The sequence below is a fragment of the Cellulosimicrobium sp. 72-3 genome (genome assembly GCF_013127315.1).
Taxonomy (GTDB): domain Bacteria; phylum Actinomycetota; class Actinomycetes; order Actinomycetales; family Cellulomonadaceae; genus Cellulosimicrobium; species Cellulosimicrobium funkei.
Map to the genome: position 1 here is coordinate 3855614 of NZ_CP053419.1, position 16400 is coordinate 3872013.

The 16400-nt window shown below is 70.8% G+C and carries 13 protein-coding genes; 6 read left to right on the forward strand and 7 right to left on the reverse strand.

Annotation, left to right across the window (positions count from 1 at the left end; genetic code table 11):
• Positions 1–6: 6 nt before the first annotated feature.
• A complete protein-coding gene (locus HKK73_RS17235) occupies positions 7–3036 on the reverse strand; it encodes a hypothetical protein (protein WP_171468489.1) in 3030 nt (1009 codons plus the stop codon).
• Positions 3037–3223: 187 nt separating this feature from the next.
• Between HKK73_RS17235 and HKK73_RS17240 the strand changes: the two genes are divergently transcribed.
• Positions 3224–5098: a DUF262 domain-containing protein gene (locus tag HKK73_RS17240; RefSeq protein WP_171468490.1), complete on the forward strand. Its 1875-nt coding sequence runs from the start codon at positions 3224–3226 to the stop codon at positions 5096–5098.
• Here the strand turns inward: HKK73_RS17240 and HKK73_RS17245 are convergent.
• A complete protein-coding gene (locus HKK73_RS17245; RefSeq protein ID WP_256380378.1) occupies positions 5079–5558 on the reverse strand; it encodes a very short patch repair endonuclease in 480 nt (159 codons plus the stop codon). The two genes, HKK73_RS17240 and HKK73_RS17245, sit on opposite strands and share 20 nt — an antisense overlap.
• On the reverse strand, positions 5551–7143 hold the full coding sequence (gene dcm, locus HKK73_RS17250) for a DNA (cytosine-5-)-methyltransferase (RefSeq protein WP_171468492.1): 1593 nt from the start codon (positions 7141–7143) through the stop codon (positions 5551–5553). The genes HKK73_RS17245 and dcm overlap by 8 nt, the downstream gene beginning before the upstream one ends.
• A 334-nt stretch (positions 7144–7477) precedes the next feature.
• Here dcm and HKK73_RS19330 point away from each other — a divergent pair, with 334 nt between their 5' ends.
• Together HKK73_RS19330 and HKK73_RS17255 are read left to right on the forward strand one after the other, a co-directional pair.
• A complete protein-coding gene (locus tag HKK73_RS19330; RefSeq protein WP_256380361.1) occupies positions 7478–7612 on the forward strand; it encodes a hypothetical protein in 135 nt (44 codons plus the stop codon).
• Positions 7613–7686: 74 nt separating this feature from the next.
• Positions 7687–8424, forward strand: coding sequence for a hypothetical protein (locus tag HKK73_RS17255; protein ID WP_171468493.1), 738 nt, complete (start codon positions 7687–7689; stop codon positions 8422–8424).
• 8 nt (positions 8425–8432) lie between these two features.
• On the opposite strand, the gene HKK73_RS17260 is transcribed toward HKK73_RS17255, so the two are convergent.
• The 3 genes from HKK73_RS17260 to HKK73_RS17270 form a co-directional block, all read right to left on the reverse strand.
• Positions 8433–9662, reverse strand: coding sequence for a type II toxin-antitoxin system HipA family toxin (locus HKK73_RS17260; protein ID WP_171468494.1), 1230 nt, complete (start codon positions 9660–9662; stop codon positions 8433–8435).
• Positions 9655–9936 carry a helix-turn-helix domain-containing protein gene (locus HKK73_RS17265; protein ID WP_171468495.1) on the reverse strand — a complete coding sequence of 94 codons (282 nt, stop codon included), beginning with the start codon at positions 9934–9936 and terminating at the stop codon, positions 9655–9657. The genes HKK73_RS17260 and HKK73_RS17265 overlap by 8 nt, the downstream gene beginning before the upstream one ends.
• Before the next feature lie 197 nt (positions 9937–10133).
• The gene (locus tag HKK73_RS17270; RefSeq protein WP_171468496.1) at positions 10134–10298 is read right to left on the reverse strand and encodes a hypothetical protein; all 165 of its coding nucleotides are present in this window, start codon (positions 10296–10298) and stop codon (positions 10134–10136) included.
• A gap of 127 nt (positions 10299–10425) precedes the next feature.
• Here HKK73_RS17270 and HKK73_RS18985 point away from each other — a divergent pair, with 127 nt between their 5' ends.
• The 3 genes from HKK73_RS18985 (at position 10426) to HKK73_RS17285 (ending at position 13531) form a co-directional block, all read left to right on the forward strand.
• Positions 10426–11676 (forward strand): trans-acting enoyl reductase family protein, encoded by a 1251-nt coding sequence (locus tag HKK73_RS18985; RefSeq protein WP_216608011.1) that lies wholly within the window; start codon positions 10426–10428, stop codon positions 11674–11676.
• A 150-nt stretch (positions 11677–11826) separates the two neighbouring features.
• On the forward strand, positions 11827–12771 hold the full coding sequence (locus tag HKK73_RS17280) for an SHOCT domain-containing protein (RefSeq protein ID WP_171468497.1): 945 nt from the start codon (positions 11827–11829) through the stop codon (positions 12769–12771).
• Positions 12772–12895: 124 nt separating this feature from the next.
• Positions 12896–13531: a glycosyltransferase gene (locus tag HKK73_RS17285; RefSeq protein ID WP_171468498.1), complete on the forward strand. Its 636-nt coding sequence runs from the start codon at positions 12896–12898 to the stop codon at positions 13529–13531.
• 310 nt (positions 13532–13841) lie between these two features.
• Here HKK73_RS17285 and HKK73_RS17290 read toward each other — a convergent pair whose 3' ends face one another.
• The gene (locus HKK73_RS17290) at positions 13842–16319 is read right to left on the reverse strand and encodes an OmpL47-type beta-barrel domain-containing protein (RefSeq protein ID WP_168944514.1); all 2478 of its coding nucleotides are present in this window, start codon (positions 16317–16319) and stop codon (positions 13842–13844) included.
• Positions 16320–16400: the final 81 nt, after the last annotated feature.

Below are 16400 nucleotides of genomic sequence, written 5' to 3' on the forward strand. Positions count from 1 at the left end.
CGTTCCTCAGTTCTCGAGCAGGTAGGTCAGTCGGTGCGCCACGTTACGAGACACACCGGGGTAGACGAGATAGCCCCGGCGTCGCTCTGGCGACCTTCCGGAGTCGAGGACGGCTGCTCGCTGGTACATCCCGGGAAGACTTGCTCCCAGTGGCACAGCGAGATCGCCGGTCTCCTCCTGGTACGCCAGCAGCGGCTTGCCGCACAGGGCTACAGAGGCGGCGTGCTTCACGAGGTAGACGTCCGCGAGCGCCACGGTTCCGTTCGCGACGTCCGCCTCCGTGCGCAGGAGGTACTGGGAGGCGTACCTGCCGACCCGGTATGCGCCCACGCCGTCGATGCCGACGCCGTCGACCCAGGAGGAGCGCGCGGGGTCGAACCATTGGACGTCCAGGTGTCCCGCCGCTCGTGCCCGCGGGAGAGCGCCGACGACCGTGCTCAGCGCAGGGAGAAGACGAGCGAGCTCCGGTCCGGCGCGCCCGGCCACCAGGACTCCGTCGACGTCGAGCCACTCCAGCAGCTCATCGTCCGTCGCGGTGGTTGCCCAACGGTCCGGACCCTTGACCTGCCTGGTGGAGACGAGCCGACTCCCGTTGTTCTCGACCGACTCGGTCGCGTCGTCCACCAGCGGACTGCTCCAGAAGCCGGTGAGGACACGCTCGCTGCCCGTGTCAACGACAGTCGTCGGGCAGACCTCCCATGCGACCGGCGCGAGGGTCTCTGGAGACCGGCGTACCTCGATGTGTCCTAGCGCCTCGAGCGTGCTCGTGAACTCCTTGACGAACACGCGGCTCGGGTCGAGCTGCCGAGCGACACGCTCGAGAACGGCTATCGGGCCGCCGCCGGCGTAGCGCAACGCGTCGAGCGCGACCTCCCAGTCCTCGTCCAGGTCGCCACCACGGTCCTCAGACGGAGGGAGCGCAGCGACATCGACACGTACCGTCGCTGCGCGAGCCTGCTGACGCTCGAACTTCTTCTTGTTCCGCCAGTAGCTCGAGGAGTATCGCTTCTGCAGCCCACAGCCCTCGCAGACACCCATCGTGGTTGTGCTGAGCGGGCGGCCCTTCGAGTCGTACATCGCGGTCTCCAGCTCGAATCGGTGCATGCCCGAGTAGAAGCAGGAGTCCTGGCTCGGCCTCCGGAGGACGACCTTGGTCGCCCTCTCCCGGTCGCGTCCCGAGATCCACCAGGGCTTGCGGGGTGGCTGCGCCGTCGAAGCCTCCGGAGACGTTGGATCCGCGTCGATCACGACGCCTTGCACGACGGGCCCTCCCGCAGAAGGATCACCCGCACCGAGAAGTGAGAGGGGGGCGCTCATCGCATGCTCGATCGTCTCGGCGCGTTCCCAGAGGGAGGCCTCGGGCGTGGAAGACGACCGCAACGAGAACTGCTTGCGAGAGAGCGCCGTCTCCCCGGTGCAGAGCTCGACGGCGTAGTCCCCGTCCTCGAGCTCCAGCCCGGCCAGGTCTCGGATGACCGAACCGGAGCCGCCGTCATCCCAGCGCCCAAGCTCCACCTCGTCGTCCCTGTCGTCACCCGGCGCGCCCAGATCGAGAAGACGCACCGAGAACGACTCGCCGACATCGCTCACCGCGCGCAGCTCGGGAGGCCGTGCCGAGTGCCAACGGTTGCGGAGAGGGCCGGGAAGCGCGAGACCACCTGCGAGCTTGAGCTGGCTGCTGGTCAGCGGCACCAGGGCGCGGACGTCGGAGTGCGCCTGCTCGGCGTCCGACGGCCGCGAGAAGATCTCGACGCGCTGGAGCAGGGTCCAGCCCTCCGGCACCCCCGGCAGCTCTCGAGGCTCCCAACCCGGGCGCGACACCTCAGCCAGGATCCCCTCGACCCGCTGCCGCAGCCGATCAGCGACGAGGACGACCACGTCGTCGCCCATGAGAACCTGCTGCACCTCGACCCAGTCGCCAGTCAGGTCGTCCTTTCGGAAGACGACGAGCCCGCGAGGACGACGACGGATCGTACCGGCGAGATCGTCCTCCACCTCGAGGACGCCCTCGAGCAGGCTCGCGGCGTCGATGATGCCCGGGTCCTGGAAGCTCATGGCTGCGGCTGAGCTTTGCACGAGGACCACGCTCTCGTCCCGCTCCCCATGGAGCACGACGCTGCGCGACTGCTCAGGGCGGGGCAGGAAGAACACAGGTCGAAGCCTCACCTGCTTACGAGGGAAGGCCGTGATGGACATCGCGAGCGACGCGCGCCCGCGCGGACCGAGCCCCTCGGTCTCCGAGTCGATGCCGTCCCACTCGCTCAGCAGCGTCGCCGCGACCTCGGCTACGCGGTCCTGGAGTCCAGACCTGCTCCAGAGCGCCACGAGGTGCTTCGTCGCCGGGCTCGGGTCCTGACCGATCCACGAGCCGAGCAGCGGGGTCAGCTCTGCCGGCGGGAGCTCCGATCGGGGCGCGAGGTCGAAGTCTGAGAAGAACCGCTCGAGGCGCCGCCGATCGGCCTCCCGCACGAGCGCCTGGGAGACCGCGAGGCCGACGAACCGCATCCCCACGGAGTACGCGGTCGGAAGCCCTCGTGCACCCCCCACGGTCGTGAGCCAGAGATTGAGGCTCCCCCAGAACGGTTCCGCGATCGCGCGATAGGCCTTGCCGAGAGTTTCGGCCTTACCGCCAAGAAGGGTCGCGAGGCGACCGTAGTAGTTGTTCGCCGACATACCCTCGCCGCTCGCCATGCGTTCGGCGGCAAGGCTGAAGACCGCGAGGAGCGCGATCAAGGGGTTGACGCGCTCGCGATCACCCGTCCTCCACACGGAAAGTCGCTGCCGGTGATGGCGAAACGCGCGCGCGCTCTCGACCTCGACGGTACTCGCCACCGCGCCCGCCAGCGCCTGCACCACCCCGTCTTCAGGTACCCCGATACGCGCAGCGACTCGCGAGAGAACGTCTGCCTCGAGATCCAGGTAGACCGGCGATGGCTGCTCGGTCTCGGGAAACAGCTCGGCAGCCAGAAGATCGTTCCAACGGTCGTACCCTGCCCAGGCGTCCCTGTCTGGAATCATGCTGCTGCTCCCTGCCACGCTGCACATGTTGGTCGTCCCAACACGTGCACCGTAGTCCGTCATGTCCGTGATCTCGACCGTCGAGGGGGCGAAATATCTCTGGCGGGGAAGCAACGCCTCGAGCGGCTGCAGACTCCCCCTCCGCAAGTGGCTACGATCCTTGCGTCGGCGAAGGAACCTGACGAGATGGCGAGACGGCGAGATCATGGATTACCTGGGTGACGAGACTGACGCTGACGACCGTCGCGAGATCGAACGAGCGATCGCTGTAGGGCTTGCCTCGTTGTCTGCGACGAGCCCGCACCCGACCGAGGTCGAGCAGTCCGAGGAGTTCACCGAGCACGACGTTCGTCTTGACGACGGCTCCTGGCTCGACCTGGTAGCAGCCGTGCAGGACTGGCTGCGTCTCGACAGCCGTCTCGATCCGATCGCGCCAACGGAGCGCCTCGCGAGGTCTCTGTTCGAGGGCCTCGGTTCAGGCACCCCGCACGAGATGTACACGGTGCACCAGGACATCGTGACGCTCACGCCGCACGGGCTCGACCTTCTCCGCACGCGGGTCGACCGAGCGCTCACTCTTCGTGACGTCTTCCTCGATGCCGTCGAGAGCGGCAGCCGTGCGAGTGCCACCACGACCTGGGTCGAGGCGTGGGACGACACCGTCGACACGACCGTCTCAGGCCCGATCCGGGCCAAGGCCGAAGTGTGGTCGATACACGACTTCGCCTCCCGGGCAAAGTCGCGAAGACTCGAGCTCAGTCCCTCCTACCAGCGCGGCGACGTGTGGCCCACCGGCGACTCGCAGCTCCTCATCGAGTCGATCCTCCGAGGGATCCCGCTGCCGTCCGTCATCATCCTGCGCCCCAAGTCGGCGGCGGAAGCGCCCTTCGAGGTTGTCGACGGCAAGCAGCGACTCACGTCGATCCTCCGTTTCATCGGCGCTCACCCAGCCGCGCTCGAGATCGTCGAGTCGGCGACACGCGAGTACCCAGGGTTCGAACTCGCCCATCTCTTCCGGACCAACTATCCGCAGTTTCGAACGGCGTGGAAGAAGGCGACCGGCGAGGCCTTGACGGCCACTGCAGAGCGCTCCTACTACTTCCCGTTCAAGCTTGCTGCTGGGTCGGCAGGGCTGAGCGGAGATCTCGCCCCGCTGGCAGGCAAGTACTTTCACCAGATCGCCGACGAGTTCGTGCGGGTCGGCGGCGAGCACGTTGCGGTTCGCGACATCTTCGAGGCGACGACGGACTACAAGGTCCCCGTGATCGAGTACACCGAGGCGACGCCCCGCCAGATCCACGAGGTCTTCAGCCTCTACAACAAGCAGGGAAAGCACCTCAACGCGGAGGAGATCCGGAACGCGGTCTACCACGAGCTCCTACTGATGCGTGCCCTCGCGGTATCGGCTGGTGACGGGCCAGGAATCCGCGCCGCCGCATCGTTCCTCTCCCCGGTCTCCTCGCACGTGAGCGCGATCTCGACGTTCCTCTCCGACTCCGGGGTCCCCGACTCTCGTTACCGGCGGACGAAGGTCTTGTCCTGGCTCTTCTCCACGCTCTTCCTCGATTCTCTGAACGATGACGGCGAACCTCGCCGTCTGTCTACCGCGAACCAGATCAATGCGCTCCTGGACCGGGCTCAGCGCCCGGGCGACCCGCTCCGCGACGAAAGGGTCATCAGCGACGCGCTTCGGCTGGTCGCCACGGGCATGCGAGCTCACCGAGCCGCCGACGCGTGGTCGGACCACTTCAAGGACGGCAAGCACGGCGCGCGCTGGCACGACCTCCAGCTCGTGGCAAGTCTGGCGGGAGTCTGCCTCGCTGCCGCCGTTCTAGGCGATCAGGTCGGAGAGGAGCTGCGTCGGCACGAGGAAGAGCTGCGCGTCCGCTCGGCCGCCGAGTGGGGACGCCCCTCCAAGACGCAGACGTCCGTCCAGTGGTCACAGATCGCCAGAGTCGCGATCGGCGTGCTCGACACCCTGGGCATCGATCCTGAAGTGGCAGATCGCGCTGTCCGGGACGGGTACGGCCATTCGACGGCGCGTGCGCTCCAGCTTATCGTCAACGCCGCGGAGAGCTGACCTGCCTCTTGCGCACGCCCGCGAGGACACGCTCGATCTCGGCGGCCACGGCGGACGGCTCCTGATGCTCCCAGTAGCGGAGGACCAGCCATCCCTGCTGCTCGAGCAGCCTGTTCGTGTCCACGTCTCGCGCCTGGTTCGCCGCGAGCTTGATCCGCCACCACTCGCTGTTCGAACGCGGCGAGGTTCCGTGCTCCGGACAGCCGTGCCAGAAGCACCCGTCGACGAACACCGCGACCCTTGACCGCGTGAACGCGATGTCGATCGTCCGCCGACGCTGCCCTGGGACGGGAAACGCGACCCGGTACCTGAGCCCGTGCGCATGGAGCACCTTGCGCAGCGCAAGCTCAGGCTTCGTATCTCTCCTGCGCGCACGGCTCATCCTCTCCGAGACACGCGCCGAGGCTGGGCCTGGGTGCGCCGGGACACGCTGCGGACGCGCAGCGACCCCCTCAGGCAGCTCGCGGCTCGTCGTCATCGGTCGCGCCCCCGACGGGGAGCCCTTTCCTGCTGACAACGCCGTGCGCTTCGTCTCCGGCCTCCCATCGGTCGCGCCACGCGTGGCGTGCGCGCTGAAGCCGCGGATCGAGGCCCGCGATCTCTTCGAAGTGCCCGAGAAACTGGGCGAATGCGAACGCCACCGCCCCGACGTGCACAGCATTGCCCAGCTGCTTGTAGGACGCGCTGTCGGGCTGACTCTTCGTCATGATCTGCGCGACACGATCGGGGAAGCCCTGAAGTCGAGCCGCCTCGAGCGGTGCGATCCGGCGACGCTCCTTACCCAGAATCGGGGTCTGGTTGATCGCGACGAGAGCTGGGGTGTACGTCGCCTTCTTGACACGGATGCCCGACGGGCGGAGCTGGATCAGGCACTCGTCGAGCGACGAGGCGTCCTGCGCCTGCCACTCGAACTTCTGGCGACTGCGCTCGAAGGAGAGGACGGTGTCGCCCAGGGTCGCGTTGATCTCATGTCGGTAGTCGACGACAAAGCGCTCGTTGAGGTCCAGGAAGGCGTGCTTCCAGCCGCGATCATCGGGGTCGCGCGTCGGCCGCCTGCCTTCAGCGTCAGCCCTCTCCAGGGCGAGCCAGCCCTCGTCGAGAACCCCGAGCCAGATGGGATGCCCGGGGAGCCGCCGACGGCCGTCGTCCTTCCTGAGCGCGCGACGCCTGACGACTTCACGGACGAAGCCGTCCCACGCCGCGATGGCCGGCCCCTCTTCGCCTACGGCGTACCGGCTGACATCCCCTAGCCGAGCGTCGCCGACGAGAATCGGCTCACCGCCGTAGAGCGCCAGGGGTGTGGAGTGGATCCGCCACTCACCAGGGTCCCAACCGTCGTACTCGAATGCTGCAAAGGGCGGCGCCGTCGCGAGGGATGCTCTGCTCTTCCTCGTCCACTCGATGCGCTCGGCTCCGGTCTGGAGATCGTCACCCAGCGCACTTCCGTGGATCGCCATGATGTAGATGCGTTCACGCATCTGCGGCGTACCGCCGAGCCGAGGAGAGATCCTGTGCGGTGAGATGACGGTCGGGTGGGCCGCGACGACGTACCCGAGCTCGTGAAGGGCCCGAATGATCGTCTTGAACGTGGTGTCGCGATGCTTGGGTCCAGCGAGGTTCTTCACGTTCTCGAGGAAGACGACCCGAGGCCGCTTAGCGCGGACGATCCGAAGAATGTTGTAGAAGAGCGTACCTCGGGTCTCGTCCAGCACCCCGTGCTGCTTCCCCGACTTGCTGAACGCTTGGCACGGAAATCCCGCAGCGAGCACATCGTGCTCGGGGAACTCCTTGAGGTCGTCCTGAGCCACGGGGAGCGCGTCTTCCTCGACGTACGCCACGTCGTCATTGATGTCCTCTGCGAACGGATAGGAGTGACCCCTGCTCCGGTCCGGTTCGATCCACGCATTCTCGTAGATCTTCCTCGCCCGAGGATCTATCTCGCATGCGTACACGCAGCGTCCGCCGAGGTCAGCAAGTGCAGCGTGAAACCCCCCGATACCGGCGAACAAATCGACGAACGTGAACCCGTCCAGTGTCGAGACCAATCTTCCTCCTCAGCCCACGACGCTGCCCGGTCGCGCCAGTTCGGGCAGACACGACGCTAGCGCGGCAAGCCCGCGGCGCGTGCCCTTTCCACTACCTCACCGCCCGAGTCCTAGGCGATCACGCGCTCAAGCTACCACCGCCAGCCACGCGGAGCTAGCGCCCTCGCTCCACCGGCATCACGTACCCGAACGCGAGTCCGTCCTTACCCCCTCAAGCATCCACGGACCTACTCTCCGCTCCTACGCTTCGCTGAGCCGACGTCCCAGAAGGGCATGTGACGTCATCGGAGCCACGATCGAGCGCTACGTCCCCGCGCTGCCCCTGTCGAGGGAGGTGTCGCGCTACCGACGCCTCCGCCGGACGGTCGGGGCGTACCGCAGCGTCATCGGCCAGGCGCGCCAGGAGGACCTGCTCCGGCTCGCCGGCGACGCCGACCTGTCGTGGGCGCACATCGACCTTTCGCCGTAGCGCATCCGGCGTCCGCGACGCGCGGCGCCCCCTGCTCGGTGAGCGATGTCCCCGACCACCTCTACGGTGACCCCATGGTGATCGACAGGTCCGCCGAGGCGACGACGCCCTACGCCGCACTTCTCCGCCCTCTCGACGACCTCCCAGCCCCGCCAGAGAATCTGGCCGAGGCCCTCGGAGACGGGTCCGCACCCCCACCGCCACAGAAGGGAATGACGTGGAAGCGTGAACCGTGGGCACGGCGGCTGTCGGTCGTGCCAGACGTCGACGACCTTCTCGCCTCGCTCCCTGGGCAAGTTGACCGTGCCACCGTCCTCGAGAGCGTGCGGAAGTCTGAGGCTGCGGACCGTACCGATCTGGCGTTCGTCGCCACGATGATCTGGGGCTACGGGTCATCCGGCTATGGTCCTTACCGCACGGCCCGCGTCCTCACGGGTGGTTCCGACGCGGTCGACCCGACGGTCCTGGAGCGTCTGCGCTCAGCGGCTCGGACCGCTCGCACACAGGGCGCCCTCTCCGGCTTCTACGCGATGAGGAACCTGCCCGGTCGCGTGGCGTACCTCGGGCCGGCGTTCTTCACGAGGTGGTTGTACTTCACGACGGCCACAGCAGGACCGGACAGCGACGACGCCGCACCCGAGCTCGACATGCGCGTACGGGACTGGATCACGACCAACGCCGGCGTCCAGCTCCGGCTCGACAAGACATGGGCGTATCACCAGTACCTCCAGCTGCTCGACGCCTGGGCCGTGCGTCCTGCGGGCACGCTCTCCCGCGCCACGGTGGAGCGCGTGATCTTCTCGCTGTCCTGATCCGCCGCCTATCCCGTCGGGCGTCCCGCCAGGAGATTCCGCGTGAAGCCGAGGATCTCGTCGCGCAAGCCTGGCTGCGCCCGCGAGTCCGGCGTCTCGCTCGCGACGACCGAGGCGACGTCGTCGAGCGTCGAGCGGACGACGTCGCTCGCCGCTCTCGACCCCCACGCCTCCCCCTCGGTGACGAGGTCCCCGGCCGTGACAGCGCTGTGGACGTAGACGCCGTTCACCGCAAGAGCCAGCCGACCGTCGGTCGGCTGGTGCCGCAGCGGCACGACGTCGTACATCGGCGCCACCCGCGCCGAGCCGTCCGGGAGGTGGAGCATCGAGACGTTCTTCGCGTGCATGTCGAGGTTGCCCACCGCGACGGTCAGGGTGACGTACCGCAGGAGCTGGTCGACCGCCGTCGGACCTGCGGCTCGCCGCAGGACCTGCGCGATCCGAACGAGGCTGACCTTTCCGCCGATCTCCTGGTACTTCTCGTCGCCGCGCGCTCCGAGCGCCTGGTTCATGTCCTCCTGGTGGAGGCGTCCGCGCGGGGCGTCGGGAGACCGGTCGAAGCGCTCGATGACGAGCGCCGTCCGGCCGTCGAACTCGTGCAGCCGGGGCGTCCCGCGCGTGAGGCCCAGGCGTGCGGCGATCCGTGTCGCGTACTCCTCGTCGTAGATGATCGTCGGGTTCGCCGTGGAGTGAGGCTTGAGGATGTGGGTCGAGGGGTACCCGTCGTGCACCTGGTGCCACACGTCGTCGACGAGGGCGAGCACGATCTTGTCCTGCACCCCGGCGAGGGAGGACTTCCCGGAGTACGGGGAGTTGCCGAGCGGCATGCCACGGGTGTCACGGAGGAGCGCGCCGACCTGCTCGTCGGTGAGCGGTGTCGCGAGCGGCGTCCGTGGCTCGCCCGGCGCGTCCGGGTCGTAGAGCTCGACGGCGCCCGCGACGTCGCGCCCGTAGCGCGCCAGCAGTCCGACGACGTCGGCCTCCCTGAGCCGCGCCCGCGCGGCGAGGTCGCTCAGGACGCGGCCTTCCGGGAGGAGCTCGGCGAAGTAGTTGCGTCGCCGAGCCGCGCGGGCGCGGTTCTCCACGAGACTCAGCGGCACCGACTCCGACAGCACGGTGCTGCCCGGTGCCCAGTGCGCGAGCACGGACCGGTCCGTCCTGAAGTCGAACGTGCGCGAGCTCGTCCCCACCAGATGACCGACGAGCCGGCCGTACAGCTCGACGCGGAGGTCAGCCATCGAGCTTCTCCACGTCGTCCCCGCTTGCCCCGGAGGGGTCGTCGCCGACCGGTTCGTCGATCTCCGCCCACAACCGGACGCCCGTCGCGTCGAGCATGGCGAAGAGGCGCTCCATCAGAAGACCGGGCTTGCCGTTCTCCATCTCCCAGACCCACTTCTGGCCGATACCGAGCTGGTCGGCCAGCTGCCGCTGGCTCGTCCCGCTCAGCAGCCGGCCCTGCTGCAGGGCGAAGCCGAGCAGCTCGGGACTCGTGATCTCGATGCGGACCGCCATACCGCCTCCGATGACGTCGATAGTGAAGTCATCCTAGACGACGTCAGTATCGAAGTCATGGGGGATGACGTCGATATCGGCGTCGGCACAGCGGGGCGAAGCTGACCTCCGGGCGCGAGCCACCCTGCGCCGCCGTCCACCCAGCGCGCGGCGAGCCCCACCGAGCGCACGCCGTGAGGCGATGCGGGCCGGTACGGTCAGCGGCCGTCGAGCAGTCCCATCGCGACGCCGATCACCAGTACCGCCACGATAACGACGACGCACCACAGCACACCGACGAGCCCCGGCCGGGGCCCGTCGGGCCGTCCACCGTCGTCGGGCGGCCTGTCCTCGCGCCGCGGGTCGTCGGGCTGTCGGTCCATACCGCCAGGACACCACGCGGGCCGCGGGCGAGCGCGGGCAGGGAGCGGCCGGCACCCCGCCGACGCGCGAGCCCCGGCACCGCTCCGTAGTCTCGCGGGATCCCTGGTTCCGGCGAGAGGTGATCCCATGACCGACGCCCCGACCCCTCCCCCGGCGACGGGCCGCATCGTGCTCCTCGGCGCGACGGGCTACACGGGCACGCTCGTCGCGCACGAGCTCGTGGCTCGCGGCGCACGGCCCGTGCTCGCGGGTCGGTCCCAGGACCGCCTGGACGCGCTCGCCGCGGACCTCGCCGCGACGGCACGGACCGGGGCGGCACCGTCCGCAACGGCACCATCCACAGCGCCCCGCCACCGCGCCGAGCCCACGGGCTCGCCCGAAGCCGGGAGCCCGCCGTCGGGCACCTGGGCGCGAACGCCGCTCGAGACCGCGGTCGCGGACGTCGACGACGCGCGGACCGTGCGTGCGCTGGTCGGGCCGGGCGACGTGCTGATCTCGACGGTCGGGCCGTTCGGGCGGCACGGCGGTCCGGCGGTCGAGGCCGCGATCGACGCGGGCGCGGTGTACCTCGACTCGACGGGCGAGCCGGCGTTCATCCGGCGCGTGTTCGACGAGCTCGGCCCGCGCGCCCGGCGCACGGGTGCGGCGCTGCTCACGGCGTTCGGCCACGACTGGGTGCCCGGCAACCTCGCGGGGGCGCTCGCGCTCCAGGACGAGGGCGCCGACGCGGTGCGCCTGGAGATCGGCTACTTCCCCACCGGCGGCGGCGTGAGCGGCGGCACGCGCGTGAGCGCGCTGGAGACGGCGCTCGAGCCGTCGTACGCGTGGCGCGACGGCGGTCTCCGGACCGAGCGTGTCGCGGCGCGCGCCGTCACGTTCGACGTCGGCCCCGGCCGACGCGTGCGGGGCGTCACCGCGGGCGGCACCGAGCCGTTCACGCTCCCCGGCCTCGCGCCGGGGCTGCGCGACATCGAGGTGGCGCTGGGCGTGTCCGGTCCCGCGGTGCGGCTCGCGCCCGTGGCGACGGCGGTCGCGACGGCGGCGCTGCGCATCCCCGGGCTGGGCGACGGCCTGCGGCGGCTCGCCCGGTCGCGCAGCGGGTCGAGCGGCGGGCCGGACGAGGCAGCCCGCGCGGCGTCGCGCACGCACGTCCTCGCGGTCGCACGCGACGCCGGGGGCGAGGTGCTGCGTCGGGCCCGACTCGACGGCCCCGACGCGTACGACCTCACGGCCCGCTACCTCGCGTGGGGCGCGACCCGAGCAGCGGCCGGCGAGACGAACGGGACGGGAGCGCTAGGCCCGGTCCAGGCGTTCGGCCTCCACTCACTGCTGGCCGCGACCCGCGCCACCGGCACGACGGTGACGACCAACCGCTGACCAACACGGCTCCACCGCCCGTCGACCACGGGGTTGCCGACCAGAAACAGCCGCAAGAGGTCGCCATCCCCGTGTTCGCCTGGGGAGGGGTGGCTAAGACAGGGCGGGCGGGTGGTTCCGTCGAGGCAGGGCGATCGTAGGATCGGGGTGATGTCTGACCACACGACGGGGGCGCCGTCCGCCCCGCACGACGAATCGCCCCTGCCGCCGTCCGCCGCGCTCGCGCGCAAGACCGCCGACCCGAAGGCCATCCTGCGGCTGGTGGGCAACGACGAATCGGTCGACGACCTGCCGCGCACGCCCGAGGGGCTCATGGAGCCGCCGTCGGGCGTCGGGACGAAGATCCGGAACGGGGTGCTGCTCGCGCTGCTGTCGGGCGGGTTCGTCTGGCTCGTGACGGTCAACGCATGGGACCACGACGGCTTCTTCCCGTGGTTCTGGAACGTCGTGTGGACGATCTTCCCGTGGGTCTTCCTCGGCCCGATGTGGGCGGGCTACGCGCGGTCGCTGCGCCGGTCGCGCGACGACGCCCCGCTCTACGCGCAGTACCACCGCGACCGCCTGGGCGCGACGCGCGAGGCCGGGGTCGTGACGGCGTCGGTCACCGACCGCACGGAGTCGGGCGGCGTCGCGCACTGCGCCGTGCGCGTGCGGCACGGGGCGCTGACGACGACGGTCACGCGCCTCGCCCCGGTCACGAACCTGCTCCCGTCGGAGGTCCCGCAGCCCGGCGACCCCGTGGTCGTCTGGCGCCTGCCCGGGGAGCGGGTCGTGGTGCAGGCCCGCCGCGACCGCACGCGCGCGCTGCACGACGCCGCCCGGGCCGCGAGCGCGACCGTCGCCGACGCACCGGTCGCCGACGACCCGACGACCGACGCGGACGCCCCCGCGTGGGGCTCGCCCACGAGCTCGTCGTCCTCGACCACCACGACGTACACGACGACCCGCATGACCCGCGGCGCGGGCGCCCCCGAGGTGACCGTGCAGCACGGCGTCACCGCGGCGCTCGCCGAGCTCGCGAGCCTGCACGCCGCCGGCTCCCTCACCGACGACGAGTTCACCGCCGCCAAGCGGATGCTCCTCGGCGGCTCCTGAACCGACGAGCCCCGGAGCCCCCGAGCCCCGAGCCCCCGAGCCCCCGAGCACGAGGTTGCTGGCGGTATCGCCGTGAGAACGACAGCAACGTCGTGCTCGGCGCCGACCCGGCAGACTGTCCCCCGTGAGCAGCAGCCGCCGACCCCGGCAGCCGTACCGGCCGACGATGGTGTGGACCGCGGTGCGTGGCGGCGTGCGCGGTCGCGAGCGCCTGACGCCCGTCGTCGACTACCTCGCGGTGCTGCTGATCCTGCTCGCGCTGTGCGGTGGCGCGGTGGCGTTCGCGGTGTGGCTCCTGCGGAGCGACGAGGGGTTCGCGGCCGCCCTGACCGGCATCGTCGCCCTCGCCTTCGGCGGCGGGCTGCTGGCGTACGTGCGCGGGCCGTCGAAGCACGCGGTCGTGCTGCGGCCGCACGAGGTCGAGCTCCCGGTGGGCCGCGCGGAGGTGGTCCGGGTCGTCGTGCGGTGGGACGACGTCGCGCGCGTCCACGTCGTCCCGGGCGAGGGGCGCCCGTCGCTCCGGGTCGAGCTGCACGACGGCGCGCGGGCACGCCACGCGGAGGGCGAGGACCTGCTGCAGGGCCGGCCCGCGCACGGACCGGACCCCGACCCCGTCGTCGTGACGGACCCCGAGGCGGTCGCGCGCGTCTTGCGGCACCTGCTCGACCACCCGGAGGACCGCGCGCGCCTCGCCCAGCGCGGCGGGCTCGGCATCGTCCTGGCCTTCGTCCGCCCGGTGTACGGCGAGCCGCCGGCCTGACCCGGCCGCGCGGCGTCGGGCAGCCTGGCCGTCCCGCCCACAGCCCGACGGCGCGCGGCACGCCCCTCCCGCGCTCCCCCTTCCCGCGGGGCAGGCCGAGCACGACCCTGCGCGCGGTCGAGAACGACCTTGTCGTCGGGATCCCGCCCCAGGCGACAGCAACGTCGTGCTCGGCGCACCGGGGGTGTCCGGCGGACCGGGGGTGTCCGGCGGACCGGGTTGGCCCGGGGACGACGACGGCCCGGGCCCGCCCCTGGAGGGAGCGGGTCCGGGCCTTCGCCGGTCGGACGTGCTGGTGGGACGGGTGCTGTCAGCGGCGACCGATGTCGGACAGCTGGGCCGCCGTGATGACGAGGTCCCGCTCGGCGTCGTCGAGGACGCCGTCGAGGACGAGGTCCTCGGTCACGAGGCTCACGTGGTCGACGAACTCGCGGTGCGTCGCGTACTCGTCGTTCTCGGCGACGTGGTCGTTGACCGTGCAGCCGGTGCCGTCGTCGTAGTTCTGCACCGTGCTGTCGTGGCCGTCGATGATCACGGTCGGGCGGATGTCGGAGCCGACGCAGCGGTCCCGCACGAGCTTGAGGACCGTGAAGGTCACCTCGCCGCTCGTGACGTTCCCGACGCCGTCGACCGCGCGGTAGCGGACCACGTGCTGGCCGTCGGCCGCGAACGCGACCGGGGCCGCGTAGCGCTGCCACGCGCCGTCGTTGGCCTGGAACTCGATGCGGTCCACGCCCGACTCCTCGTCGACCGCCGTGAGCGTGACGCGCGCGCTCGCGACGAAGTCGCCGTCGCGCGTGCGGCTGCCGCTGACGCCCGCCGTGACGACGGGGCCGTCGGTGTCGCCGCCGGGCTCCTCGCCGCCCGCGATGACGAACGTGACCGTCTTCGGGGCGGACACGTTGCCCGCGACGTCCGTCGCGCGGTAGGTCACCGTGTGCGACCCGGGGGTCCGCACGGAGATCTGCTTGGCGTACGGGGTCCACTCGCCGCCGTCGAGCTGGTACTCGACCGACGCGACGCCGGAGTCGGCGTCCTTCGCGAGGAGGCGCACGAACACGTTGTCGAGGTACTCGCCGGCCTCGTTCTTGTCGCCCCCCATGACGCGGTGGTCGACGGTCGGGGCGACGGTGTCGCCGCCCTGGCCCGCGACGACGTCGAACGTGACGGTCGCCGGCTCGCTGACGTTCCCCGCGACGTCGGTCGCGCGGTAGGCGAGCGTGTGGCGGCCGGGCTCGTCGACGACGACGGCCCCGGTGTACTCGGTCCAGCCCGCACCGTCGAGGTCGTACTCGACGGTCGCGACGCCCGAGCCGTCGTCCGTGGCGGTGAGCAGCACGGACGCGGAGCCGACGTAGGCGCCGTCCTCGTCCTGCTGGCCGCTGAGCTCGGTCGCCACCACGGGGGCCGTGGTGTCCTCCTCGGCCTCCGCGACGACGACGAACTCGGTGACGGTCTCCTCGGAGACGTTGCCCGCGACGTCGGTGGCCCGGTAGACGAGCGTGTGCTCGCCGGGCTCGTCGACGACGATCGGCTCGGTGTACGGCTGCCAGCCGGCGCCGTCGAGGTCGTACTCGACGCTCTCCACGCCGGACGCGTCGTCCGTCGCGGTGAGCGTCGCCGTGGCGGACCCGACGAACGCGCCGTTGCCGTCCTGCGTGCCGGTGACCTCGGCGGTGACGGTCGGCGCGGTCGTGTCGTCCTCGCCGCCGCCGGCGACGACGGTGAACGTCACGGAGCCGACCTCGGACACGTTGCCCGCGACGTCGGTCGCCCGGAACGACACGGTGTGCTCGCCGACCTCGGTGAACGGCACCGTGGTCGTGTACGGGAGCCACGCGCCGCCGTCGACCTGGTACTCGACGGACGCGACGCCCGAGCCCTCGTCCGTGGCGTGGAGCATGAACGCGGCGGTGCCGACGTAGGCGCCGGACTCGTCCTGCTGCCCCATGACCATGGGCTCGACGACCGGGGCGGTCGTGTCCTCCTCGACGTCGCCCTCGACGACGGTGAAGGTCGCGGTCTGCGCCTCGGACGTGTTGCCCGCGGCGTCGGTCGCGCGGAACTGGAGCGTGTGCGTGCCGACGGCGTCGACGACGAACGGCTCCGTGTAGGCCTGCCAGCCCGCGCCGTCGAGGTCGTACTCGACCCCGGCCACGCCGGAGTCGTCGTCGGTCGCGTCGAGCGTCACGGTCGCGCCGCCCACGTAGGCGCCGTCGCCGTCCTGCTCGCCCGTGACGAGCGCGGTCACGGACGGGGCCGTGGTGTCCTCGCCGCCGGTGCCGCCGTCGGTGACGACGAGCTCGCCCCACATCTCGCCGTGCCCGGGGATGGCGCAGAAGTAGCGGTACTTGCCCGGGGTGAAGGTGACCTGCGCCTCGTGCCGCCCGCCGTTCGCGTCGAACGGGCTCGCGAGGATGTTGAGGTTCACGTCGTGGTTGTAGCCGGGCGACGACGTGTCGAACGTGAGCGTGTGGCTCATGCCGAACGTGCTGCCGGTCGCCATGCTGTTCTCGAACACGATCGTGGCGGGGCCCGCCTCGGCCGTGGCGGGGAAGGCCTTGTAGTCGGTCACGCTGTTGTCCGCGGTCCACGTGAGGACCTGCTCGGCCGCGACGGTGGCGTCGGCGACGGAGAAGACGGACGACGGCGCTGCCGTCCCTGCGGGGGACGCGGACGCCGGCGCGACGGTGAGGACCGTCGTGGCGGTGAGCCCGGCGACCGTGGCGGCGAGGAACCGCCGCGCGCCGCGGCGGCGGACGCCGCCGGGACTGGTACGTCGTTCCATGAGGGTGCACTCCTCGGGGGGTGTCTCGGGAAGGTTCTGGGGGTGGTTCTGGGGGCTCTGTCGGACTGCGGGGTACGGGCG

What these genes read in the sequence shown, in the direction of transcription:
- HKK73_RS17280 (WP_171468497.1), top strand. Translation starts at nt 11,827, where the DNA reads ATGTCTGACCACACGACGGGGGCGCCGTCCGCCCCGCACGACGAATCG.
- HKK73_RS17270 (WP_171468496.1), bottom strand. Translation starts at nt 10,298, where the DNA reads ATGGACCGACAGCCCGACGACCCGCGGCGCGAGGACAGGCCGCCCGAC.
- HKK73_RS17260 (WP_171468494.1), bottom strand. Translation starts at nt 9,662, where the DNA reads ATGGCTGACCTCCGCGTCGAGCTGTACGGCCGGCTCGTCGGTCATCTG.
- HKK73_RS17255 (WP_171468493.1), top strand. Translation starts at nt 7,687, where the DNA reads ATGGTGATCGACAGGTCCGCCGAGGCGACGACGCCCTACGCCGCACTT.
- HKK73_RS18985 (WP_216608011.1), top strand. Translation starts at nt 10,426, where the DNA reads ATGACCGACGCCCCGACCCCTCCCCCGGCGACGGGCCGCATCGTGCTC.
- HKK73_RS17265 (WP_171468495.1), bottom strand. Translation starts at nt 9,936, where the DNA reads ATGGCGGTCCGCATCGAGATCACGAGTCCCGAGCTGCTCGGCTTCGCC.
- HKK73_RS17290 (WP_168944514.1), bottom strand. Translation starts at nt 16,319, where the DNA reads ATGGAACGACGTACCAGTCCCGGCGGCGTCCGCCGCCGCGGCGCGCGG.
- HKK73_RS17240 (WP_171468490.1), top strand. Translation starts at nt 3,224, where the DNA reads ATGGATTACCTGGGTGACGAGACTGACGCTGACGACCGTCGCGAGATC.